The following is a 24,112-nucleotide window of genomic DNA, read 5'->3' on the forward strand; positions in this document are numbered from 1 at the left end:
TTCATCGAAAACCATTCTAAGATGACTGCCCCTTACCTGCTCGAAGCCCGCGGGCTCGTCAGGCGCGATCCGCGCACGGCGACGACACTGCTCCATGCAACCGCCTTTGCGCTTGCGGCGGGCCAGCGCGCGGTCATCACGGGACCGTCCGGCTCAGGCAAGAGCGTGTTCATGCGCGCGCTCGCGCTGCTCGATCCGATCGATGAAGGACGCGTTCTGTGGCACGGCCGCGACATCGATCGCCATGTCATCCCGCGCTTCCGGCGCAGCGTCGCCTACGTGCGCCAGCGCCCAGCGCTCGTCGAAGGAAGCGTGGAAGATAACCTGCGCTACCCCTACTCGCTCCATGCCTACCGCGATGTGCGCTTCGATCGCGGCCTCGCTGAGCGGCTCGCCGCAGCCGCCGGCAGAGGCGACGATTTCCTCGCCAAGCGCGCAAGCGATCTTTCGGGCGGAGAAGCGCAGGTGGCCTCGCTGATTCGCGTGCTGCAATTGGCCCCCGAGGTGCTGCTGCTCGACGAGCCCACCGCCTCGCTCGATCCCGAATCCACTCGCGCGATCGAAGCGCTCGTGACGGACTGGTTCGATGCCGATCGCTCGCGGCGGGCCTCGATCTGGGTCTCGCACGATCCGGTGCAAGCGGAACGAATCGGCGACCGGCGGTTCACGATGCGCGCCGGCGCGCTCACCGAACCCAAGGAGACCATCGAGTGAACCCGGTTCTGCATGACTTGAGTCTCGTCGACGTCGCCATCGCCGCACTGCTCATCATCGTCAACGGCGCGATTTCGATCGCTCTCTCGCTGGGTCTCGGCCGCCAACTCGCGTTGGCCGCCGTGCGCACGGTCGCCCAGCTCTTGTTGGTCGGCTATGTGCTGGGCTGGGTGTTCGCCGTCAACCGCTGGTATCTCGTGCTCGCGTTGATGGCCCTGATGACGATCATCGCCGGGTTCGCCGGTGCCGCGCGCGGCGCACACACGTACGCGGGGCAACGACTCGATAGTCTCGTCTCGATCTGGATCAGCGCGTGGCTCATCGCGGCCGTTGGGCTGTTCGCCGTCATGCGCATTCATCCTTGGTACGAGCCGCAGTACGCGATTCCGATTCTCGGCATGATCCTCGGCAACACGCTCACGGGGGTCGCGCTCGCGATCGAGCGCATGACGGAGGAGTTGACGGCGCGGCGCGACCGCGTGGAAATGGCGCTCGCGCTCGGCGCCACTCGCTGGGAGGCGGCGCGTGGCCCGGCGCGGCAGGCCGCACGCGCCGGCATGATTCCCACGCTCAATCAAATGGCCGTGGTAGGCGTCGTCAGTTTGCCGGGCATGATGACGGGGCAAGTGCTCGCCGGCCAATCGCCGCTGCAAGCCGTGCGCTATCAGATCGTCATCATGTTTCTGATCGCGGCCGCCTCGGCGCTCGGGACCGTCGGAGCGGTCCTGCTCGTCTATCGGCGGCTGTTCAGCGCCGATCACCGGTTCCTGGCGGCACGGCTCCTCGAGCGCACGGCACACCGTTGAGGCGAGCCGCCTCGCGGGCGGCGCCCGGCTATCGGCAAGCGTTCGGCGGCGCGCCTACCGTTGCGCCGACACCGTGACCTGGGAGCCGTCGCTCAGATCGACCGTCTTCGCGCTGCCGCTCGTCGGCATCGTGAAACGCACGACCTGGCTCAGCGTTGCAACGCTCGGGCATTGAAGCGTCTTGCCGTGCACTTTGGCCGTGCTCTTGCCGCGCGGCGTGCTCGCCTGCACGCTCATCTGGACGGTTGCCGTGCCGTCCTCGGCGACGGTCGGCGCCAGCCGAATCCGGACCTCCCGCTGCACCGTGCCGTTCGCATCGAGCGGCAGCGATCCATAGTTCGGGCATTGATCGGACGCGGTGACGGTGGCGCCCGGCGGCTTCGTCTTCCAGGTGTAATCGTCGGTCTGCCCGGAGCGGATCGTGCGCGTGTCCTGCGCGTTGCCGTAAGTCTTCGACACGATCTTGACCGTGTACTTGATCGGCCCATCGGCCGCCGTCTTCGATGTGACAGTGATCGGCGGCGCCGCCTGTGCAAGTGCCGCGAACCCGCCGGCCGCGCAGGCGGCAATGGAAACCAAAACGGCTACAACAGGTCTTGGACGAACCCTCATGTTCACCTCCTGGCTAACCGTGCGTCGTGCTGTGCGCGCATGCACGGCCGAATGGTCGAAGACGCCCTGTCAGTCTAATCCGAACTCGCGCGAAAGACTGCATCGGCCAGTCGGGGCTTGCCCCGCTTGCGTCCATCGTCGTTATCGGCATCGGCATCGGCGGTGGGACCGGCTACAATAGCCCGATTTTCCGCCTGCCGGCCCGGCGGCATTCCCTTGGCGCATCGTCCATGAACCTCGTCGTACAAAGCCCCGAGCCGTTAGCGGCCGCCCACGTCAAGCCGCTCGTCGCGCTCGCGCGCGGCACGCAACTGCATTCGGCCGATTCCCGCGCACTGCGCATCGCCGATGCCGATCCGAAGCAGCGCCCCGATATCGACGCCTATTGCGGCACGCATGCGCTCGATTACGCTTATGTTCCCCCCGGCCGCACGCTGCGCGAATTCGGTCTCGTCGCGATGGATATGGACTCGACGTTGATCACGATCGAATGCATCGACGAAATCGCCGATTTTTGCGGATTGAAGGCCGAGGTATCGGCCATCACCGAAGCGTCGATGCGCGGCGAGATCAAGGACTTCAACGAGAGCCTCACCGCACGCGTCGGGCTGCTCGAGGGATTGGACGCGACGGCGCTCGAGCATGTCTTCGCTGAGCGCCTGAAGCTCTCGCCGGGCGCGGAGACGATGCTTGCCGCGGTCAAGGCGGCAGGCTTACGCACGCTGCTCGTCTCGGGCGGCTTCACGTTCTTCACCGAGCGGCTGAAAGCGCAGTTGGGGCTCGATTTCGCGTATGCCAACACACTCGAAATCGTCGATGGAAAGCTGACCGGGAAGGTGATCGGGGAAATCGTGAACGCGAGCGTGAAGGCTCGAACCGTGCGCGAAACGTGCGCCAAGCTCGGCATCGCCACGTCGCAGGCGATCGTGATGGGCGACGGCTCCAACGACCTCGAGATGATGGCGGAAGCCGGACTGTCCGTCGCCTTTCGCGCGAAACCCGTCGTTCGGGCAGCGGCCAACGTGGCGTTCAACTACGTCGGCCTCGACGGGCTGCTGCGCTTGTTCTGAGATTGGATCGGTGCGGCACACGGCCGACTGAGCGGCCAGGGTGCGCGTGCGCGCCCATCCGCCGCGCGTCTTGCCCCTCCCTTCCCGCCGCGCTATCGGCCAGAAGATCAGCCCAAAGCGATGCCGATGGCGCGTTCGACGTCGGCACGCAAATCGGCCTCTTCCTCGAGTCCGACATAAAACCGAACCAACGTGCCACGATGCGGCCACTGCGATGCGGAGCGCATCGATGCGATGTCGTACGGCATCGCCAGGCTATGAGCACCGCCCCAGCTCCAGCCGATCGCGAAGAGCTCCAGTGCCTCGACGAAGGCATCGATCTGGGCCGCGCTGTAGCGCGCGTCGAACACGACCGAGAACAAGCCGCCCGCTCCCGAGAAATCCCGCATGAATTCGGCGTGCCCAGGGCAATCCGGGAAAGCCGGGTGCAACACGGCCGAAATCTCGGGGCGGGCTTTGAGCCAATGCGCCAGCGCAAGCGCGCTCCGGTCGTGCGCTTCGAAGCGAGCCTTCATGCTCGGCAAGCTGCGCAACACGAGCGAGCAATCGTCGACCGACACACCGATCCCCATCCGCATGCGTGCAAGCTTGAGCGCATGATGAAGCGCATCGTCGGCCGTGATCGCCGCGCCCATCAACACGTCGCTGCCGCCCGATTGATATTTCGTCAGCGCCTGCACTGAAATGTCGACACCGTGCTCGAACGGGCGAAACGCGAGCCCCGCCGAATAGGTGTTGTCGATGGCCGTGACGACGTTGCGCGCCCGTGCGGCAGCCGCGATGGCCGGGACGTCGGGCACCTCCATCGTGACGGACCCCGGCGCTTCGATCCAGATGAGACGCGTGTTGGACCGGATCAGCTCGGCGATTCCGTCGCCGATCATCGGGTCGTAGTAGCGCACCGACAGGCCAAAATCATGAGCGAGCCAATTGCCGTGCTCGCGATTCGGAGAATAGACGTTATCGGGAATCAAGACGTCATCGCCGGCCTTGACGATGCCGAAATACACGTTCGAAATCGCCGAGAGTCCCGACGGGTGCAACAGCGCGTGCTTGCCGCCCTCGATGTCGGCCAGACGCTGCATGAGCGCGGCGGAGGTGGGCGTCGCATGCAGCCCGTAGCGCCATTGCGCATCGTTGCGCCAATCGGCGTTGCGCACGGCGGCCAGATCGGGGAACACCACTGTGGATGCACGCATCACGGGCGTCGAAAACGATTCGAAGCCTGGAGCAAGTTCGACATCGGGATGGACGATACGGGTCTGGCGAGTGCGGGACGAAGCGGAATCGGTCATGGTCAATCGGTCGATGAGGGTTCTGCAAGAGGACGGAGGACGAACGGTTGCGGCGCGGAATCGTCGGGGTTCATGCGATCGCCGGCCAGCGTGCCGTCAGGCGCGAAGCGCCCGACCCAGTTGCCGGAGATCGCGTGCCCGTCGTCGGAGTCTTCGATCTCGAGGACGTCGCCTTCGCGGTCGCCGGCCACGAGCACGACCTCGCCCGTATCGGTGAACTGGTATTCGCCGTGGACGCCGGTGGGATCATCGGTTTTCTTGCCGAGGCGCAACACGATACGCCGAGCACCGAGCGTGCCGGCGTAGCGCGGAAAATTCGCGAACTCGAGGTTGGGTGCGAGCGGCGACGCGATACGCGGAACGGTTGCGGCCGCGGCATCGGCGGATTGCTGCGCGATCGAGCCGGCCGCGTCGGAGGCTCGCTGCGCCACGGAGCCGGCTGCCGCGGCCGCGCCCTGCCCGACTGCGGCGGCCGCACCGGAGCGCATCTGGGCGACCCAGCCTGCCGCATCGTCGGATTGCCGGGCGATGGCCGCCGCAGGCAGCGTGGCCTGTTGGCCCCATGCGAGGTGAGACACCGGGATGGCAATGAGGGCCGCCATCGCGCAGCGCGCCGCCGCGGACCATCGTGCGGCGATGCCGTGCTTACGCCGAACCGTTCGACTTGCCCTCACCGCTTCGCCTCCCGCTCAGACCTCTCCCCACAAATCGTGCCCATCCGCACCCGTGATCCTGACGGACACGAAATCGCCCGCTTTATAGCGCTTCGATGCCTTCGTTGCCGGCGCAACATAGACGACGCCATCGATCTCCGGCGCGTCGGCTGCCGTTCGGCCGATACCACCGTCGGCATTGACTTCGTCGATGAGCACCTTGAGGGTCTTGCCGACCTTGCGCTTCAATCGCTGCGAAGAGACTTCCTCGGCGATCTCCATGAAGCGCGCGCGACGCTCCTCGCGCACTTCATCGGGCAATGCGCCGTCGAGCTCGTTCGCGCTCGCACCTTCGACGGGCGAGTAAGCGAAGCAGCCGACGCGATCGAGCTCGGCTGCACGAATGAACTCGAGCAGCGTTTCGAATTGCGCTTCGGTTTCTCCAGGAAAGCCGGCGATGAACGTGCTGCGAATCGTGAGCTCCGGGCACATGCGCCGCCAAGCCGCAACGCGCTCGAGCGTGCGCTCGGCATTGGCCGGACGCTTCATGCGCTTGAGCACCTCGGGATCGGCGTGCTGGAACGGAATGTCGAGATACGGCAGCACATGCCCCTTGAGCGGCCCTTCGGCCATCATCGGGATGATTTCGTCGACGTGCGGGTACGGGTAGACATAGTGCAGCCGCACCCAGGCACCATATTGCGCGGCGAGCTCGCCCAAGGCGCCGACGAGTTCCGTCATGCGCGTCTTGAGCGGCCGTCCATTCCAGAAACCCGTCCGGAATTTGACGTCGACGCCGTAGGCGCTCGTGTCTTGCGAGATGACGAGCAATTCCTTGACGCCCGACTTGAACAAGTTCTCGGCCTCGAGCATGACCTCCGCAACGGGCCGCGACACGAGGTCGCCGCGCATCGAGGGGATGATGCAGAACGCGCAACGATGATTGCAGCCTTCGGAAATCTTAAGGTAGGCGTAGTGGCGCGGCGTGAGCTTGATGCCGGCCGGCGGCACGAGATCGGTGAACGGATCGTGCGGTTTAGGCAAATGGCTGTGCACGGCCTGCATGACTTCGCCGACGGCATGCGGCCCCGTCACGGCGAGCACTTTCGGGTGCACCTCTTCGATGAGGCCCTCGCCGCTCGCGCTTTTCTTCGCGCCGAGACACCCCGTCACGATGACCTTGCCGTTTTCGGTCAGCGCTTCGCCGATCGCATCGAGGCTTTCCTGCACCGCTTCATCGATGAACCCGCAGGTGTTCACGACGACGAGATCGGCGCCGTCGTACGTGCCCGAAATCTCGTAGCCCTCAGCGCGCAGCTGCGTGATGATTTGCTCGGAATCAACGAGCGCCTTGGGGCAGCCGAGGGAAATGAAACCGACCTTCGGCGCGGCCGGCGTGGCGGCTGCTGGTGCGGGGATGGCGGGAGAGGGAGAGTGCGACATGGCGTGATCCGGCGAATGGCAGTGACTCCGGGCCACCCAATGATGGGGGTGGGCGAACGTCAACGCGCCGCTTCCCGGAAGAGCCGCGTATTGTACCGTGATACGGCCAGGTTGCAGGCGCCGAGCCGCGATCGGCGAGTGGATAGGGCCCGCCACGCCGGCGGCCGGCCCGCGACGGTCCTACGCGGCGAGCCGCGGCGCCTCGACGCACGCGAAGCGAAACCCCTTCCTGGCGCGGCCTGCGGCGACCTCGAAATCGGCGGTTCGTTACTTCTTTTCCGGTTCCGGCCCCGTCCCGGGCTTGTTGAACGTGAACGAGTTGAACATCGACTTGGCCTGGTTCTGCATCTGCTCTTGCATCTGCACGAACATATTCTTCGACTGCTCGATGTAGCTCGTCATCATCCCTTGCATCATCGGCGCTTGCATGTTCATGAACTGGGACCAGACCTCGGGATTGAGCGCATTGCCCTCATAGAGATTCTTCGATTGCTCTGCGAGCTTGTTCTGAATCTCGATGAACGCCTGGATGTTCTTCTCCAAGTAGGTGCCCATCATGCCCTGCATCGCGTGGCCGTAGAAACGGATGATCTGCGAGAGCATCGAAGACGAAAACATCGGCACGCCGCCGCTTTCCTCTTCGAGGATGATCTGCAACAGGATGCTGCGCGTCAGGTCTTCGTTGGTTTTCGCATCGATGACCTTGAACTCCTCCTGGTCGAGCACGAGTTGCTTCACGTCGCTCAGCGTGATGTACGTGCTCGTCTCCGTGTCGTAGAGCCGGCGGTTCGGGTACTTCTTGATGAATCGCTCGGCTGTTTTCTTTGTAGTCGACATGTAATGCCTTTTATGAACGCAACGCAGCGCTATGACGGCGCCCACTCGCCCGCAGCCTTCGCGCCGCGGACGGCCCCCCCGAAACCCCTACACTTTAACGCGTTTTGCGGCGGCGGCAATGGCTGCCCGCCGCCCGCAAAAACGCGTCAACCCATGTGCAAACCGCCGTTCAGCGAGAAATCCGCACCCGTCGAGAAGCCCGATTCGTCCGACGCGAGCCAAGCGACGATCGATGCGATCTCGTCCGGCGAGCCGAGACGGCGCACTGGAATCGTCGCAATGATCTTCTCCAGCACGTCCGCACGGATCGACTTGACCATGTCGGTGCCGATGTAGCCGGGCGACACGGTGTTCACGGTCACGCCCTTGGTCGCCACTTCCTGCGCCAGCGCCATCGTGAAACCGTGAATGCCGGCTTTGGCCGTCGAGTAGTTCGTTTGCCCGAACTGTCCCTTCTGGCCGTTCACCGACGAAATGTTGATCACGCGCCCGAACCCGCGTTCGACCATGCCGTCGATCACTTGCTTCGTGACGTTGAACAAGCTCGTCAGGTTCGTATCGATGACGGCGGTCCAATCCTCGTGCGTCATCTTGCGGAATACGACATCGCGCGTAATGCCCGCGTTGTTGACGAGCACGTCGATTTCGCCGACTTCGGCCTTCACCTTGTCGAATGCATTCTTGGTGGATTCCCAATCGCCGACGTTGCCCTCCGACGCGACGAAGTCATAGCCGAGCGCCTTCTGCTGCTCGAGCCACGTGACACGCCGCGGCGAATTCGGGCCGCAGCCCGCCACCACCTTGAAGCCTTGCCGATGCAAGCGTTGGCAAATCCCGGTGCCGATGCCGCCCATCCCGCCTGTTACGTACGCAATACGCTGAGTCATGAATCACGCTCCATTCCTGTTTTCCGGGGACGCCTCGCGGCGCCCCTCATCTTTGCCGCCGCGCACTTGCCCTCGGCGGCGGCGCTTGCTCGCCGGTCAGATGCGCTCGACCGCCAACGCGACGCCCATCCCGCCGCCGATGCAAAGCGAAGCCAAGCCGCGCTTCGCGTCGCGCTTTTGCATTTCGTGCAGCAGCGTCACGAGGATACGGCAGCCCGATGCGCCGATCGGATGGCCGATCGCGATCGCGCCGCCGTTCACGTTGATCTTCGACGTGTCCCAGCCCATTTGCTTATGCACAGCCAGTGCTTGCGCCGCAAACGCCTCGTTGATTTCCATCAGATCGAGATCGCCGACCGACCAGCCCGCGCGCTCGAGGCACCGGCGCGATGCCGGCACGGGGCCCATCCCCATCACCTTCGGATCGACGCCCGCATTGGCATAGGCCTTGATGCGCGCGAGCGGCGTCAGGCCGAGCGCTTCCGCCTTCTTAGCCGACATCACGAGCACGGCCGCCGCGCCGTCGTTCAAGCCGGAGGCGTTCGCCGCGGTGACCGTGCCTTCCTTCGAGAACGCCGGCTTGAGGCCCGCGAGCGACTCGGCCGTCACGCCATGACGGACGAACTCGTCCGTGGCGAAACGCAGCGGCTCGCCCTTGCGCTGCGGAATCTCGATAGGCACGATTTCGTCGTCGAAACGCCCGGCCTTTTGCGCCGCCTCGGCCTTGTTTTGCGACAGCGCCGCGAACTTGTCCTGCTCGTCGCGCGTGATGCCGTACTCCTTCGCCACGTTCTCGGCCGTGACGCCCATGTGGTACTGGTTGTAGACGTCCCAAAGGCCGTCGACGATCATCGTGTCGACGAGCTTGGCATCGCCCATGCGGAACCCGTCGCGCGATCCCGGCAGCACGTGCGGCGCCGCGCTCATGTTCTCCTGCCCTCCGGCGACGACGATGTCGGCATCGCCGGCGATTACCGCATTCGCGGCAAGCATGACGGCCTTCAGGCCCGAGCCGCACACCTTGTTGATCGTCATGCCCGGCACGGCAGCGGGCAAGCCGGCCTTGATGAGCGCCTGACGCGCCGGGTTTTGGCCCGAGCCGGCCGCGAGCACTTGGCCCAGGATGACCTCGCTCACCTGCTCGGGCTTGACGCCCGCGCGCTCGAGCACGGCGCGCACGACGGTCGCGCCGAGCTCGGGCGCAGCAATCTTCGCGAGTGAGCCGCCGAACTTGCCGACTGCGGTGCGAGCAGCCGATACGATCACTACGTCAGTCATTTTGTGACTCCTTGCGAATGAGGCGGCTGCTTGGCGCAGCCGCGCATCATAGTTAAAAACCTTCGAGCGCTTCGGTCGATCGATGGTTGAACCTGGCCGCTGCTTGGGCTAGGTGGCCCCACCTAGGCGGCCCGACCTAGGCGGCCCCACCTACGCGGCCCGACCTAGGCGGCCCCACCTACGCGGCCCGATCAATCCCGCTCTTGGACATATCGCCCCGGTGCGGGCTCGATGACCGGATATTCGGCCGATCCGAGTTGCGCACGTACCTTCACTTTCTTGCCGCCGTATTGATCGAGCCACGCCATCCAATCGGGCCACCAACTGCCCGGTTTCTCAACCGCACCGTCGAACCAGTCGTCCGGATTCTCGGGCAGCGCCTTCTCGTTGCCCTCGTGCGACCAATAGCTGCGCTTGCCCTTCGCCGGCGGATTGATGACCCCGGCGATATGCCCCGACGCACCGAGCACGAACCGCTGCGGCCCGGTCAGCAAAGGCGCCGAGGCGTAGGCCGTGCGCCACGGCACGATATGGTCGTCGCGCGAGCCGTAGATGAACGTCGGCACGTCGATCCGCGACAGATCGAGCGCCTCGCCGCACACCGTCAGTGCACCGGGCTCGCGCAGCTTGTTCTCGAGATACGTATTGCGCAAGTACCAAACGTACATCGGCCCGGGCAGATTCGTCGAATCGCCGTTCCAGTACAGCAGATCGAACGGCGCAGGCGTGCGACCTTTGAGGTAGTTGTCGACGACGTAGTTCCACACGAGATCGTTGGGCCGCAGGAAAGAGAACGCGTTGGCGAACTCGATGCCGCGCATGAGCCGCGGCGGCGTCCCGGAAAGGCCGCCGATCGTCTGCTCGCGCATGAGCACGTGCGCTTCGTCGACGAAGACGTCGAGCACGCCCGTGTCGGAAAAATCGAGCATTGCCGTGAGCAGCGTCATCGAGGCTGCCGGGTGCTCGCCGCGCGCAGCGAGCACCGCGAGCGCCGTCGCGATCATCGTGCCGCCGATGCAGAACCCGAACGTGTTGATCTGCTCGCGCCCGCTGACGCTTTTGACGACGTCGATCGCAGCGAGCACGCCGTCGTTGATGTAGTCGTCCCAAGTCTTGGCCGCCATCGACGCATCGGCGTTGCGCCAGGAGATCATGAACACTTGGTGGCCCGCCTCGAGCGCGTGCGCCACGAGCGAGCTCTCAGGCTGCAGATCGAGAATGTAGAACTTGTTGATGCAAGGCGGCACCATCAACAGCGGACGCTCGAACACGCTCGGCGTGCGCGGCTTGTATTGGATCAGTTGAATCAGCTCGTTTTCGAAGACGACGGCACCTTCCGTCGCGCCGATGTTCTTGCCGACGACGAAGCGCGACTCGTCGCTCTGCGAAATCTTGCCGCGGCGCATGTCCGCCAGCAGGTTCATCACGCCCTGACGAAGACTCTCGCCGTGCGTCTCGAGCAGCGCCTTTTGCGCCTCCGGATTGAGCGCCAGGAAGTTGCTCGGCGAAGCCGCGGCCGTCCACTGCTGCACGGCGAAGCGAATGCGCTCGCGTGTCTTGGCGTCGGCGTTCACCGCATCGGCCAACTCTTGCAGATAGCGCGCATTGAGCAGATACCAGGCTGCCATGTAGGCGAATGCCGGCGTGGCCTTCCACGCGTCCGAACTGAAACGCCTATCGGGCAGCTCCGGCGGCGCTTTGTCGGCCGTGCTCGCCTGCTGCAGCAGCGCGACGCAATCGCGCGAATAATCGGCCTGCAATTGCTGCAGCCGCTCTGGGGGGATCGACGCGACGGGCAGCTTCATGCCCGCGAATGCCTGCTGGGCGTCGGCCATCGAGGGCAGGCCCATCGCCGGCATGTTCGGCATCGTCAGTGGAAACGGAAACGGCGAGCCGCCGGCAGCAAACGGAAACGGAGACGGAAACGGCGAGCCGCCCATGGGACCGTTCGCCGATTGTCCGGCCATTTGTCCGGCCATTGCCGCCTGGGCGGCGGCCGGCCATTTGCTCGGATCGGCGAGCGTGCGCCATGCCCCCGTCCAAGCCTCGAACATCCGCTGCATGTCCGCGTTGCCGGCTTCGGCTTGCTGCGCTTGGCTCGAAGAAGTTTCGGTTTGGGAAGAAGTCGATCGACGTTTTGATGCAGTCATACCCGCTTTGGCCGTGAGTCAAGGAAGACTGATGAGAGGCGGGCGTCGAGCCTACGTGGGCGAACCCTCGCGACCGCTCGCTGCGCTCACCCTTGCGAGCGGTCATTCTTGCGCCCCCCATGAGGCGTGTCAATGCTTGGGACCGATTTTGCCGCAGCGCGATAGGTTTTTTATTATCGTTTTCCCGATGTCGATCGCCAACGCCCAAGCCAAGCGGCATCGGCATAGCGGTCGGATCATTGGCCGCGCCGCGCCCGCGCGGGCGGCTCTGCATGGGGATTGGCGGCGGCGCTTCTTGTGCGCCGCAGAGCGGCGACGGCGGGTCAGTCGGCCAGCCAAACGAGCGCGGCCATGCGCCCCGTCACGCGATCGCGCCGATACGAATAAAAACGCTCGCGATCGGTCACGGTGCAGAAATCACCGCCCGTCACACGCGTGACACCGAGCCGTGCCAAGCGCAAGCGCGCGAGCGCGCATAAATCCGCCCAATGCTTGCCGGGGACATGCTCGCGTGCCACGAACGCATGCGCGGTCGCCTCGTGCTCGGCAGGTAGAGAGGCGGCCAGGAACGCGTCGCGCACCTCGTCGCCGACTTCGAATGCCCGGGGCCCTATCGCCGGGCCTAAATAAGCGTGCAACGTACTGGGCTCGCAGTGCGCCAAATCGGCGACACGCCGCGCCGTCTTCTCGACGATGCCAGCCACGAGCCCGCGCCACCCTGCGTGCGCCGCGCCTACCGCACGGCCGTCGCCATCGCAGAGCAATACCGGCATGCAATCGGCTACCATCACGAGGCAGGCGACGCCGGACGCCGTCGTCACGCTCGCGTCGGCGCGCACGGGCGCATCGAGCGATACCTCCTCGGCACGCACGACGGTATCGCCATGAATCTGCTCGAGCCACGCGGCGCGCACGCCGGCGAGCGACAGCAAGCGTGCCCGATTGCGCGCGACGTGCACCGGATCGTCGCCGGTATGCATGCCGAGGTTCAAGCCACCCGCCGTTTCATGCCCGCCCGCCCACCGGCCGTACGGCGGCAAGCTCACGCCGCCCGCGCGCGTCGTGACGAGCGCGCGCACGCGCGAGGAGACATCCCAGCCGGGCGTCAGGCAATCACTTTCGGCCAGCACGGATTCGCTCATCGAACCCTCATCGCGTTGCGTCATGATTGCTCCGCTTTGGTCGCGCTTCGTCCATCGTTCTTCATCCGTTCGGTCTTGGTTCGGTCTTGCTTTCGTTCGGTACCGCGCGGCGCTGCCCATCCTCGCCGGACCTGGAAAGGCTCAGCGAGCGGGACGTCGAGCGATCATTCGATGTCCGCGTCGTCGTCTTCGTAGGCGCCCTCGGCGCTTTCGCCTTCGAATTCGTCATACGCATCGTCATCGAACTCGTCGGGCTCGAACTCCGTGGCGTGCTGCCCGAAGCCGAGCGCCTGGACGAGCGCCGCCATATCGTCGGGCAGATCGGCTCGCCAGCGCATCGGCCGCTTCGTCGCCGGATGGACGAGGCCGAGCTGCCAGGCATGCAGCGCCTGCCGAGCGAAGCCGCCCGGCAGCGGCGCGCTCGAGCGGCGCCCGCGCGCCTGGCCGTAGACGGGATCGCCCAGCAGCGGATGCCCCGCGTGGGCGCAATGCACGCGTATCTGATGCGTGCGCCCCGTCTCGAGATCGCAATGGATCGCACTCACGCTCTGCTGCTTCCACATCGTTTGATCGACGAGACGGAAGCGCGTGCGCGCACTCTTGCCCGACGCGCCCGCCACGACCGCCATCCGCGTACGCTCGCGCGGATCGCGGCCGATCGGAGCATCGATGAGCCCCTCCTGCGGCATCGTCCCCCACACGAGCGCGACGTAGCGGCGCTTGACCGTGCGGGCCTGCAATTGACGCACGAGATCGGTCTGCGCTTCGAGCGTGCGCGCGATCACCATCAGGCCCGACGTTTCCTTGTCGAGCCGATGCACGATGCCGGCCCGCGGCAGGCCGGCCGCGTCGGGGTAGCGATGCAGCAAACCGTTGAGGATCGTACCGCTCCAGTTGCCCGCGGCAGGATGCACCACGAGCCCGGCTGGTTTGTCTATGACGACGAGCGCGTCGTCTTCGTAGACGACGTGAAGCGGCACGGGCTCAGGGGTAAACGCAAGCTGCTCCGGCAGCAAATCGGGGGTAAGCTCGATGCGCGCGTCGAGCGGCACGGCCTGACGGACTTTGGCCGGTGCGCCGTTCAACAGCACGCGCCCCGCTTCGGTCCAGCTTTGCAAGCGGCTGCGGGAATATTCCGGAAAGACTTTCGCGAGCACCTTGTCGAGACGCTCTCCGGCCAGTTGCGCGGGCACGAGCGCTACGCGCGGCGCATCGCCGGGCGCTGGCGCGGCTGCGTCCGCGCGCGTGCCGAAACGCGCGCCGGCGGCTTGGTCTGCGCAAGCGTCGGCGGGGTTGCCGCTTCGGCTATAATCGGCGCTTTCATCGATTGGGCCGAGCATGTTGCCGGAAGGACGTGTGCGGGTCATTGAAACTGGGTCACTGAGTGAGACTGATTGCTAGGATGCACGGAGAAATGCGGCGAGCCTTCAACACCATGATGTGCGCGGCAAGCCGCGCGGCAAAGCGTGCGGTTCAATCCGCTTCGGCCGGCCTGGCCCTCGCCGCGGCGGCGGTGCTCGTGGCGGGTTGCCACGGCCTGCCGCAAAAGACCGATGAAACGGCCGGCTGGGCAAACAACAAATTATACTCGGAGGCCCAAGATGCATTGACGGGCGGCGACTGGGGCAAGTGCGCGAAGTATTTCGAAGCGCTTCAAGGCCGCGACCCGTTCGGGCACTTCGCCCAGCAAGCGCAAATCAACGTCGCCTATTGCGATTGGAAGGACGGCGAAACGGCCGCCGCCGACGAAGCCATCGACCGCTTCATTCGGCTGCATCCCGATCACCCCGACATCGCCTACGCGCACTACCTGAAGGGGATGATCCACTTCAACGACGATCTCGGTCTGTTCGGCCGTTTTTCCGGGCAAGACATGAGCGAGCGCGACCCGAAGTCGTTGCGCGAGTCGTACGATGCGTTCAAGGTCGTCGTCGATAAATACCCGGACAGCAAATACGCTCCCGATGCCGCCGCTCGCATGCGCTACATCGTGAACGCGCTCGCCTCCTACGAAGTCCACGCGGCCGATTACTACTATCGCCGCGGCGCCTACGTGGCGGCGATCAACCGGGCCCAGTTGGCCGTCAAGGACTACAAGAACGCCCCGGCAATCGAAGACGCGCTTCACATCATGATGCTGTCCTATACGAAGCTGAACGAGACGAAGCTGGCCGACGACACGCGCCGCGTGCTTGCCGGAACGTTCCCCGACAGCCCGTACATCACAGGTCACGCTCGGGCCGGCAAGAAAAAGTCCTGGTGGCAGTTCTGAGCCGCGCGTAGCGCTATCTCGATGCCCTCGCCCGATACCGGGCGCGGCAGCGAAAACGAAACCCGGCCGCGGCCGGGTTTTGGTTTTTTTGGACTGCTCGCTCTTGCAGATTCGCGGCTAACTCGGATCAGCGCGGCGCGCCGCCCCTTCGGCGAAGAATTCGCGCACGACCTCGATCTCGCGCGTTCGCTTGAACGGCGGCAGGCTCTGCCAAATGCGGCGGCCATAGGGCTTATCGACGAGACGCGTATCACAAATCATCAATACGCCACGGTCGGTTTCTGCGCGGATCAGGCGGCCGGCACCCTGCTTCAATGTGATCACCGCCTGCGGCAACTGGTGCACGGCGAATGGGCTGAGCCCCTTCTTCGTCAGCGCATCGAGCCGCGCCGAGAGCACGGGATCGTCGGGCGGAGCGAACGGCAGCTTGTCGATGACGACGAGCGACAACGCGTCGCCGCGCACGTCCACCCCTTCCCAAAAACTTTGGCTGCCCACCAGGATCGCATTGCCGTACGCACGAAAGCGATCGAGCAGCTCGGTCCGGCTCGCATCCCCTTGGACGAGCAGCGGGGTCGACCATCCGCGTGCTTCGATGACGTCACGCAGCTTGCCGGCGATTCGATCGACCGCGCGCAACGTCGTGCATAGGACGAACACGCCCCCGCGCGCCGCCTCGATCGCAGGCAGCGCAGCCTCGAACACGGCATCGGTAAATGCCGGCGACGAGGGCTGCGGCAGATTGCGAGGCACGTAGAGCAAGCCCTGCGTGCCGTAATCGAATGGACTCGGAAGCGTCATCGAGCGGCGTGCGTCGAGCCCCATCTGCGCCGCATAGTGCGTGAAATCGCCGCGCACCGACAACGTGGCGGACGTGAAGATCCATGCGCGCGGCACGCCGGCACGCTGCTTCGCGAAGATCGGTGCCACCGACAACGGCGTTTCGTGTAACTGCACCGAATGCGCGAACACCTCGACCCAACGAATGCGCTCGTTGAAATCGGCCGCGTTCGACGTGCTTGCCTTCGACGTGCTTACGTTCGCCTGCTGCCCACCGGCCTCCGCACCTGCGCCCGAGCCGCGCTCGGCCGGCGTTTCGTCGCCGGGCAGCGACGTCCATCGTCCGAGCTGATCTTGCAACTCGCGCGCGCGACGCAAACAGGCACCCAACGATTCGGCACGCTCGGCCTGCCCGGCCAGCGCCGTGGCGACGGCGTCCAGCGCCGCCTCGAGCGCATCGAGCGCGCCGTAGAGCGCATGATCGTCGCCAAGCTGCGCGGCCGATACGCGCAACGTATCGTCCTTGAATGCGAGCCGCACGTCACGGGCCGCACGCTCGAGCCCCGCGCCGAGCTTGACCCATTCGACGGCGTCGCGCGCATGCGCAAGCCCTTCGGCTACGACGTCGCGGGCGAGCTCGAGCAGTTGCGCCGTCGATAAGGTCTCGCCGAAAAACAGCGTCGCCGTCTCGGGCAGTTGGTGCGCCTCGTCGAACACGATCGTATTGGCTGTGGGCAGCAATTCGGCCATACCCGTGTCGCGCAGCATGATGTCAGCGAAAAACAGGTGGTGGTTGACCACGACGATATCCGCCTGCTGTGCCTCGCGGCGAGCCTGCATCACGAAGCATTCTTTGTAGTGCGGGCATTCCTGGCCCAGACAGTTCTCACGCGTCGACGTCACCATCGACCATACGGCTGCCGTTTCCGGCACGCTCGCGAGTTCCGCCTTGTCGCCCGTGCGCGTGATCTTGGCAAAGCGAACGATGTCCTGCAGGTAAGCCGTGTCTTGCCGCGACGGCAGACGCCCGTTGTCGGCGGTGCGCTGCAGATAGTAATGGCACAGATAGTTTGCACGGCCCTTTAGCATCGCGACCGATACGGGCACGGCCAGCGCATCGCGCACGGTGGGCACGTCGCGTTGAAAGAGCTGATCCTGAAGGTGCTTCGTGCCGGTGGAAATGACGACCTTGCCGCCCCAGAGCATGGCGGGAACGAGGTACGCGAAGGTCTTGCCGGTACCCGTGCCGGCTTCGACGATCAGCGTGTTTTCGCCGGCTGCGGCATCGTCGGCCGCCGCGGCATCGTCCGATGCGCGGCCGGACGGCTGGGCGCGAGCATCGGTATCGCCTTCGCCGCGCAGGCGCCGCGCCGGGCGGCGCTGCGCCTCGAACATCGCGGGCTCGGGCATGGCGCGGCCCGAGGCCTCCATCGCCGCCGCCACGGCATACGCCATTTCGATTTGCGAAGCCCGCGGCCGGTAGCCGCCGATCGTGCGCGCGAGCAAACCGTCGTTCGCGAAAATCGCGTCGAGCTCGGCGCGCCGACGAGGGGCGAGCGCAGCCGCGAGCGCGTGCGGCGTGCGCACGTCCTGCTTGGCGTGTGCCGAGCCAGCGGCACCGTCGGGCTGCCCCTCGGGCAATGTCGGCGCCACGGCGAGCGGCGCCCGGGTAGAGGCATCGAGCGGTGAATTCAAGGCAAGCGTTTCCGTGCAATGACCGGCGTCAAGCACGCGGCGCGAACGCTGCCCGTTCGCCGCTTACGCGTGCCTGTCCGGTTCGAGCTGCAATTGCAGCAACAAGATGTCGTCTTTGACCTTGAGCTTGCGCTTTTTCAGACGCCGCAGCTCGAGGTCCGTGATATCCGATGAGACTGCCAATTTATCGATCATGCGATCGAGTTCGCTATGCTCCGACTCCAACTGCAAGATACGGTCGCGAAGCGTGTCCGGTTGGATCGCCTGATGGCCGCGCATGGTCGCCTCCTCGGTTCGTTAGGCGAGACGCCGCTCGGTGCGGCTGCAACGCCTGAGGTTACCGTCCAGCAAAACCGCCTTGCGTCAGTCGCTATCTTGCTGCTCCCGCTGCAAGCGCTTTTGCTGTTCCTGCTGCTGCATTTTCTCCTGCTGCTTTTCCTGCGCCTTTTGCTCCGCCTGCTTCTGGCGCGCTTCGACGTCGGCCTTGTGCTGGGCCGCATCCTGCTGCTTCTCCCGGAAGTGCTGCGCCCGTTCGGCGCGCGCCTGCGCGTCGCTGGCCGCGCTGAGCCGCGCCTGATCGAGCTTGCGTTGGAAGTCGGCCTGCTTGCGGTCGTAGGCGGCCCGGCTCTCATCGTGCTGCGGCGCTTCGGCACCGCGCCGTGCCTGCTCGAGTTCATGCTGGCGCTGCTTGGCTTCGTACGCCTGCTCGTTGCTGGCCGCCTCCGCGGCACGCTGCGGCGCCTCCTGCTCGGCGCGCGCCCGGCGCAATGCGTCCTCCTCGTCGCGCTGCTGCGCATGCGCGGTGCGGCGCTCGTCGTCGAGCGCGAGCTGCTCGGCGTGAATCCGCCCGCGCACGTCGCGCATTTTGTCGCGCGCACGGACGAGGCACGCATTCACGAAAAACTTGCTGTAGCAGTTGTGCACGGTCACACCGTACGCATACTCGTTCTCCGCCGTGCGGGCATCGAGCGCTTTTTGGCGCGCGTCGAAATCGCGCGCTCGCGAGGCCGCGGCGCCGCTGGCCGCCAAAGCGCCGGCAGCCGCATCCGCCGGCGCGGAGGCGGGCACGTCTTGTGCGAAAGCAGCGGGCACCGCGAACGAGCAGGCGAACGCCGCTGTGGCCACGATGGTGGCGCGCAGTGCATCGGAAAAACGGGAGATCGGCAACGTCGTAGGCGGGGATCTGAACATGGTCGAAATTCTAACACCCGCGCCCGAGCACCCGGGCATTTGTGGCAAAATGCGCCGCTTCAGCAACCCGGCCGCCGGCTGGCGTTTGCGCGCCGTTCCCGGCGCCGCGCCGCGGGGGGCCCGCCAGACGCCTTTTCTATGACGGACAACGTAGCACTCAAGATCGTACAGCGCATCGCCACCGAACTGAACGTGCAGCCGCGCCAAGTCGCAGCGGCCGTGCAACTGCTCGACGAAGGCTCGACGGTTCCGTTCATCGCCCGCTACCGCAAAGAAGTCACGGACAACCTCGACGACACGCAGTTGCGCCAACTCGAAGAGCGCCTGCTCTACCTGCGCGAAATGGAAGAGCGCCGCGCCACGATCCTCTCGAGCATCGAGGAACAAGGCAAGCTGACCGACGAACTGCGGAGCGCGATCGAGGCGGCCGACAGCAAGCAGGCCCTCGAGGATCTTTACCTGCCCTACAAGCCGAAGCGCCGCACGCGTGCGCAAATCGCGCGCGAAGCCGGCCTCGAGCCGCTTGCGCAAGCCCTGCTCGCCGATCCTAGGCTCGATCCGCAAAGCGAGGCCGCCGCCTACGTGAACGCCGAAAAAGGCGTGGCGGACGTCAAAGCCGCGCTAGACGGCGCGCGCGACATCCTCTCCGAGCAATTCGGTGAAACGGCGGAGCTGCTGGGCACGCTGCGCGAATACCTGCGCGAGCGCGGCGTCGTCTCCTCAGCCGTCGTCGAGGGCAAGGAAAGAGAAGAAGGCGAAAAATTCCGCGACTACTACGACTACGCGGAAACGTGGAAGACAGTGCCTTCGCATCGTGCGTTGGCCCTGTTCCGCGGGCGCAATGCAGGCGTGCTGATGATCAAGCTCGGGCTCGGCGAAGAGCTCGACGCGCAAGTGCCGCATCCTTGCGAAGCGCTCATCGCCCGCCATGCCGGCATCTCGAATCAGGGTCGCCCGGCCGACAAATGGCTGTCCGACGTCTGCCGTTGGTGCTGGCGCGTCAAGGTGCAACCGCATCTCGAAAACGAACTGCTGACCCAACTGCGCGAAACTGCGGAACACGAAGCGATTCGCGTGTTCGCCCGCAACTTGAAGGATTTGCTGCTCGCCGCACCGGCCGGCCCCAAAGCCGTGATCGGGCTCGATCCGGGGTTGCGCACGGGCGTCAAGGTGGCGGTCGTCGACCGCACGGGCAAGCTGCTGGCCACCGATACGATCTACCCGCACGAGCCGCGCCGCGACTGGGACGGCTCGCTCGCGAAGCTCGCTCGCTTGGCCGCGCAAACGCAGGCCGAGCTGGTCAGCATCGGCAACGGCACGGCGTCGCGCGAAACGGACAAGCTCGCGAGCGAGCTCATCGCACGCCATCCCGAGCTGAAGCTGCAGAAGATCGTCGTCTCCGAAGCCGGGGCGTCCGTCTACTCGGCATCCGAACTCGCCGCGAAGGAATTCCCGGATCTCGACGTATCGTTGCGCGGCGCCGTGTCGATCGCGCGGCGTCTTCAAGATCCGCTCGCCGAACTCGTCAAGATCGAACCGAAGGCGATCGGCGTCGGCCAGTATCAGCACGACGTCAATCAGCGCGAGCTCGCCCGCTCGCTCGATGCCGTCGTGGAAGACTGCGTGAACGCGGTCGGCGTCGACGCGAACACCGCATCGATCGCGCTGCTCGCGCGCGTGTCGGGCTTGAACGGCACGCTCGCGCGCAACATCGTCGAGTACCGCGACGCCAACGGTCCATTCCCGTCGCGGGAGCATCTGCGCAAAGTGCCTCGCCTCGGCGACAAGACGTTCGAGCAAGCCGCCGGCTTCCTGCGCATCAATGCGGGGGAGAATCCGCTCGATCGGTCGTCGGTGCACCCCGAAGCGTACCCGGTCGTCGAACGCATCCTCTCGAAGATCCGCAAGCACATCGGCGACGTCCTTGGCAACCGTGCGGCACTCTCGGGCCTGTCGCCGGCCGAGTTCGTCGACGAGCGATTCGGCCTGCCCACCGTGCGCGACATTCTTGCCGAACTCGAAAAGCCGGGCCGCGACCCCCGCCCCGAATTCAAGACGGCCACGTTCCGTGAAGGCGTCGAGAAGATATCGGATCTCACGCCCGGAATGGTGCTCGAAGGCGTCGTCACGAACGTGGCGGCATTCGGCGCATTCGTCGACATCGGCGTGCATCAGGATGGGCTCGTGCACGTCTCCGCGATGTCGACGAAGTTCATCAAGGACCCGCACGAGGTCGTCAAGGCCGGCCAAGTGGTCAAGGTCAAAGTGATCGAAGTCGACGTCAAACGCCAGCGGATCGCGCTCACGATGCGGCTAGCCGACGATGCCGCCCCCGCGTCGCGCGACGAACGCGGCGCAGGCCGAGCCGGCGGCGGTTCACGCGCGCCGCAACGCACTCGCGAGCCGGAGCCCGCGGGCGCAATGGCGGCGGCATTCGCGAAACTCAAACGCTGATCGACGTAGCGGCGGTTGCAAGCTGCCGCAAGTCTTTGCACGTCTTCGCACGTCTTCACACGTCTCATCCGCTCGATCGTTCGCCGCCGGCCGAGCGAGGAGTCAAAAAAGCCGCGCACCGGGGGCAGTGCAGTTCCCCCGTAGCGCGGCTTTTTCATGGGCCGGCAGTTGGCAGTTCGCGGCGGCGCAGACGCCGCCGGCGCTCAGATTTCGATTTTCGTCCCGAGTTCGACGACTCTGTTGGCCGGAATGCGGAAGAAGTCCGTCGGCTTCGCGGCGTTTTGATGCATCCAGGCAAAGATACGTTCACGCAAGATCGACATGCCCGGCAGTTGGGTCGGCACGACCGTTTCTCGCGCCAGGAAGAACGACGTGTCCATCAGTTCGAACTGCATGCCGCACATCCGCTCGAGTTCGAACAGCACCGCCTTGACGTCGGGCGTTTCGTTGAAGCCGTAAACCGCCCTCACGAGGTACAAGCCGCCGCTGACATCCTTGAGCGTGATGCGCTCGTCGTCCCTGACATAGGGGATGTCGCGCGTCACGAACGTCAGGAAGATCGTCCGCTCATGCAGCACCTTGTTGTGCTTGAGATTGTGCAGCAAGCTGACCGGCACGAGCGCATCGCTGCCCGTCAAATAAATGGCGGTACCTGACACGCGGTGCGGCGGATGCGCGAGCAACCCCTGCACGAACGGCGCGAGCGGAATGCCGTCGGCCGCGGTGCGCTCTTTCACGAGCAGGCGGCCCTTGTACCAGGTCATCAGCAGGAAGAACAGTAGCGCGCCGATGCCGAGCGGCAGCCACCCGCCCTCCGCTACCTTCAGCAGATTCGCACCGAAGAAGGCGACGTCGACCGTCATGAATGCGGCGATGATCACCGCGACGAGTGCCTTGTTCCAGTTCCAGACCTTCACCATGACGACGCACGCGAGCACGGTCGTGATGACCATCGTCGTCGTGACGGCGATGCCATACGCGGCGGCAAGGTTGTCCGAACTCTTGAATCCGAGCACGACGCACAGGATGATGAAAAGCAGCAGCCAGTTGACGACCGGCACGTAGATCTGGCCGATCGCGAGTTCGGACGTGTGCAGCACTTTCATCCGCGGCACGTAGCCGAGCTGAATCGCCTGGCTCGTCAGCGAATAGGCGCCGGAAATCACGGCCTGCGACGCGATCACGGTCGCAACGGTGGACAACACGACCAGGGGCAGCAATGCCCATTGCGGCGCCATCAGGAAAAACGGATTCTCGATCGCCTTCGGGTTTTGCATCAGCAGCGCGCCTTGCCCGAAGTAATTGAGCACGAGCGACGGCATGACGAGCAGGTACCACGCAAGACGAATCGGACGCGCGCCGAAGTGTCCCATGTCCGCATAGAGCGCTTCGGCTCCCGTCAGCACCAGGAAGACCGAACCGAGGACGACGTACGCCTGCAGCATGTGTGCATGCATGAACGAGAACGCGTAATACGGATTGAGCGCGGCAACGATCTGCGGCGCACGGACGATGTGGTTCACGCCGAGCACGGCGATCGTCGCGAACCAGACGAGCATGATCGGCCCGAACAGCTTGCCGACGAGCGACGTGCCGTGGCGCTGAATCCAGAACAGCGCCACGAGGATGATCATCGTGATCGGCAGCACGAGATGCGACAGCTGCGGCGTCGCGATCTCGAGCCCTTCCACGGCCGAGATCACTGAAATCGCAGGCGTGATGACGGCATCGCCGTAGAACATGCACGCGCCGAAGATACCGAGCATCATCAAGACGCCGGTCACGCGCGATTTCGACGAAAACGGCCTCAGCGAAAGTGCCATCAACGCGAGCACGCCCCCCTCGCCGTTGTTGTCGGCCCGCATCACGAACAGCACGTACTTGATCGACACCACGAAGATGATCGCCCAGAACAGCAGCGAGATCACGCCGAGGATCGAATGATCGGTCAGCGCAATGCCGTGATCGGGGCTGAATGCTTCCTTGAGCGAATACAGGGGGCTCGTGCCGATGTCGCCGAACACGACGCCAATCGCCGCCAGCGCGAGCGACGGCAGGGAATGCTGGCGAAGGTTGCCGTGGTTGTTGTCTGTCATAAAAGCGACCGGTTGATACCGGAGAAGCCGAGAGCGAGCGCTATTCTAGCGGCGCATCGCAGTGACATACACATAAAAAGAGCGGAGTCAGTCGACTCCGCCCAATTGTCGATACCCCGCCCATGTTGCAATCAAATTGAACGCAAGTTACGTGCCGGAACCCGCTTCCTGAGCAACGCCGCGTTTGATCCAGGCGCCGAGATTATGCGGCCGGACCGTATCCCATTCCTCGAACGGCTGATGAATCCATGGGTTCGTGGGCAAATGCTGCACGAAGTAATCGGGCTTGACCGTGGAGCAACCCTTGTACCAAAGCACGGCCGAGCGCACGGCCGTCACGGCCGGATAGCGCTCCTTCAAGTGCTGCTGCACGCGCGCCAACGTGACGCCAGAATCGACGAGATCGTCCACCAATAAGACGTTCCCGGACAGCTCGCCGCGCGTCATCGTGATGTACTGTGCGATATCGAGCTCACCCTGCTGCGTGCCGGCCGCTTCGCGATACGAACTCGTCGCGAGAATCGCGAGCGGCAAGTCGTAGATGCGCGAGAGCTGATCGCCGACGCGCAGTCCGCCGCGCGCCAGGCACAGGATTTTGTCGAATTTCCATCCCGAATCATGGACGGCGAGCGCAAGCAACTCGATCAGCCGGTGATACTCGTCCCAGTTGACCCAGAGGTGCTTGTCGTCATTGCGAGGATCCGTCATTGCGATCATCGTCGTATTCCGCGTCATCG

At 64.9% G+C, this 24,112-nt stretch carries 20 protein-coding genes; 5 read left to right on the forward strand and 15 right to left on the reverse strand.

Annotated elements, in window-relative coordinates; translation table 11 throughout:
• Nucleotides 1-21: 21 nt before the first annotated feature.
• Complete coding sequence (locus ACTHNZ_RS10805; RefSeq protein ID WP_440542486.1) at nucleotides 22-714, forward strand: ABC transporter ATP-binding protein; 693 nt, start codon at nucleotides 22-24, stop codon at nucleotides 712-714.
• Entirely contained in the window at nucleotides 711-1,520 is an 810-nt protein-coding gene (locus tag ACTHNZ_RS10810; protein WP_440542487.1) for an ABC transporter permease, read from the forward strand. The genes ACTHNZ_RS10805 and ACTHNZ_RS10810 overlap by 4 nt, the downstream gene beginning before the upstream one ends.
• A 54-nt stretch (nucleotides 1,521-1,574) precedes the next feature.
• Here the strand turns inward: ACTHNZ_RS10810 and ACTHNZ_RS10815 are convergent, their stop codons facing one another.
• On the reverse strand, nucleotides 1,575-2,132 hold the full coding sequence (locus ACTHNZ_RS10815) for a DUF6013 family protein (protein ID WP_440542488.1): 558 nt from the start codon (nucleotides 2,130-2,132) through the stop codon (nucleotides 1,575-1,577).
• Between the two features lie 230 nt (nucleotides 2,133-2,362).
• Here ACTHNZ_RS10815 and serB point away from each other — a divergent pair, with 230 nt between their 5' ends.
• Entirely contained in the window at nucleotides 2,363-3,202 is an 840-nt protein-coding gene (gene serB / locus ACTHNZ_RS10820; RefSeq protein ID WP_440542489.1) for a phosphoserine phosphatase SerB, read from the forward strand.
• Between the two features lie 107 nt (nucleotides 3,203-3,309).
• Here the strand turns inward: serB and ACTHNZ_RS10825 are convergent, their stop codons facing one another.
• The 9 genes from ACTHNZ_RS10825 to ACTHNZ_RS10865 form a co-directional block, all read right to left on the reverse strand.
• Nucleotides 3,310-4,497 (reverse strand): cystathionine beta-lyase, encoded by a 1,188-nt coding sequence (locus ACTHNZ_RS10825; protein WP_440542490.1) that lies wholly within the window; start codon nucleotides 4,495-4,497, stop codon nucleotides 3,310-3,312.
• Nucleotides 4,498-4,499: 2 nt separating this feature from the next.
• Nucleotides 4,500-5,099 (reverse strand): hypothetical protein, encoded by a 600-nt coding sequence (locus ACTHNZ_RS10830; protein ID WP_440542491.1) that lies wholly within the window; start codon nucleotides 5,097-5,099, stop codon nucleotides 4,500-4,502.
• 87 nt (nucleotides 5,100-5,186) lie between these two features.
• Nucleotides 5,187-6,593 carry a 30S ribosomal protein S12 methylthiotransferase RimO gene (rimO, locus tag ACTHNZ_RS10835; RefSeq protein ID WP_440542492.1) on the reverse strand — a complete coding sequence of 469 codons (1,407 nt, stop codon included), beginning with the start codon at nucleotides 6,591-6,593 and terminating at the stop codon, nucleotides 5,187-5,189.
• A gap of 267 nt (nucleotides 6,594-6,860) precedes the next feature.
• Entirely contained in the window at nucleotides 6,861-7,430 is a 570-nt protein-coding gene (gene phaR / locus ACTHNZ_RS10840) for a polyhydroxyalkanoate synthesis repressor PhaR (protein WP_440542493.1), read from the reverse strand.
• A gap of 146 nt (nucleotides 7,431-7,576) precedes the next feature.
• The gene (locus ACTHNZ_RS10845) at nucleotides 7,577-8,317 is read right to left on the reverse strand and encodes a 3-ketoacyl-ACP reductase (RefSeq protein ID WP_440542494.1); all 741 of its coding nucleotides are present in this window, start codon (nucleotides 8,315-8,317) and stop codon (nucleotides 7,577-7,579) included.
• 96 nt (nucleotides 8,318-8,413) lie between these two features.
• On the reverse strand, nucleotides 8,414-9,595 hold the full coding sequence (locus ACTHNZ_RS10850; RefSeq protein ID WP_440542495.1) for an acetyl-CoA C-acetyltransferase: 1,182 nt from the start codon (nucleotides 9,593-9,595) through the stop codon (nucleotides 8,414-8,416).
• A gap of 191 nt (nucleotides 9,596-9,786) precedes the next feature.
• Nucleotides 9,787-11,658: a class I poly(R)-hydroxyalkanoic acid synthase gene (phaC, locus tag ACTHNZ_RS10855; RefSeq protein WP_440542558.1), complete on the reverse strand. Its 1,872-nt coding sequence runs from the start codon at nucleotides 11,656-11,658 to the stop codon at nucleotides 9,787-9,789.
• Nucleotides 11,659-12,068: 410 nt separating this feature from the next.
• The gene (pgeF, locus tag ACTHNZ_RS10860) at nucleotides 12,069-12,887 is read right to left on the reverse strand and encodes a peptidoglycan editing factor PgeF (RefSeq protein WP_440542559.1); all 819 of its coding nucleotides are present in this window, start codon (nucleotides 12,885-12,887) and stop codon (nucleotides 12,069-12,071) included.
• Nucleotides 12,888-13,051: 164 nt separating this feature from the next.
• Nucleotides 13,052-14,254 carry an RluA family pseudouridine synthase gene (locus tag ACTHNZ_RS10865; RefSeq protein ID WP_440542496.1) on the reverse strand — a complete coding sequence of 401 codons (1,203 nt, stop codon included), beginning with the start codon at nucleotides 14,252-14,254 and terminating at the stop codon, nucleotides 13,052-13,054.
• A 71-nt stretch (nucleotides 14,255-14,325) separates the two neighbouring features.
• Between ACTHNZ_RS10865 and ACTHNZ_RS10870 the strand changes: the two genes are divergently transcribed.
• Nucleotides 14,326-15,159 carry an outer membrane protein assembly factor BamD gene (locus tag ACTHNZ_RS10870; protein ID WP_440542560.1) on the forward strand — a complete coding sequence of 278 codons (834 nt, stop codon included), beginning with the start codon at nucleotides 14,326-14,328 and terminating at the stop codon, nucleotides 15,157-15,159.
• A 117-nt stretch (nucleotides 15,160-15,276) separates the two neighbouring features.
• Here the strand turns inward: ACTHNZ_RS10870 and ACTHNZ_RS10875 are convergent, their stop codons facing one another.
• The 3 genes from ACTHNZ_RS10875 to ACTHNZ_RS10885 form a co-directional block, all read right to left on the reverse strand.
• Nucleotides 15,277-17,526 (reverse strand): ATP-dependent DNA helicase, encoded by a 2,250-nt coding sequence (locus ACTHNZ_RS10875; RefSeq protein WP_440542561.1) that lies wholly within the window; start codon nucleotides 17,524-17,526, stop codon nucleotides 15,277-15,279.
• Between the two features lie 171 nt (nucleotides 17,527-17,697).
• Nucleotides 17,698-17,913 (reverse strand): DUF465 domain-containing protein, encoded by a 216-nt coding sequence (locus ACTHNZ_RS10880; RefSeq protein ID WP_440542497.1) that lies wholly within the window; start codon nucleotides 17,911-17,913, stop codon nucleotides 17,698-17,700.
• 84 nt (nucleotides 17,914-17,997) lie between these two features.
• Entirely contained in the window at nucleotides 17,998-18,825 is an 828-nt protein-coding gene (locus tag ACTHNZ_RS10885; protein ID WP_440542498.1) for a colicin transporter, read from the reverse strand.
• A 138-nt stretch (nucleotides 18,826-18,963) separates the two neighbouring features.
• Between ACTHNZ_RS10885 and ACTHNZ_RS10890 the strand changes: the two genes are divergently transcribed.
• Complete coding sequence (locus ACTHNZ_RS10890; protein WP_440542499.1) at nucleotides 18,964-21,279, forward strand: Tex family protein; 2,316 nt, start codon at nucleotides 18,964-18,966, stop codon at nucleotides 21,277-21,279.
• Nucleotides 21,280-21,482: 203 nt separating this feature from the next.
• Here ACTHNZ_RS10890 and ACTHNZ_RS10895 read toward each other — a convergent pair whose 3' ends face one another.
• Together ACTHNZ_RS10895 and ACTHNZ_RS10900 are read right to left on the reverse strand one after the other, a co-directional pair.
• Entirely contained in the window at nucleotides 21,483-23,375 is a 1,893-nt protein-coding gene (locus ACTHNZ_RS10895) for a potassium transporter Kup (RefSeq protein ID WP_440542500.1), read from the reverse strand.
• Between the two features lie 147 nt (nucleotides 23,376-23,522).
• Nucleotides 23,523-24,092: a phosphoribosyltransferase gene (locus ACTHNZ_RS10900; protein ID WP_440542501.1), complete on the reverse strand. Its 570-nt coding sequence runs from the start codon at nucleotides 24,090-24,092 to the stop codon at nucleotides 23,523-23,525.
• Nucleotides 24,093-24,112 lie beyond the last annotated feature (20 nt).

It is taken from the genome of Trinickia sp. (assembly GCF_051953955.1).
Classification (GTDB): domain Bacteria; phylum Pseudomonadota; class Gammaproteobacteria; order Burkholderiales; family Burkholderiaceae; genus Trinickia.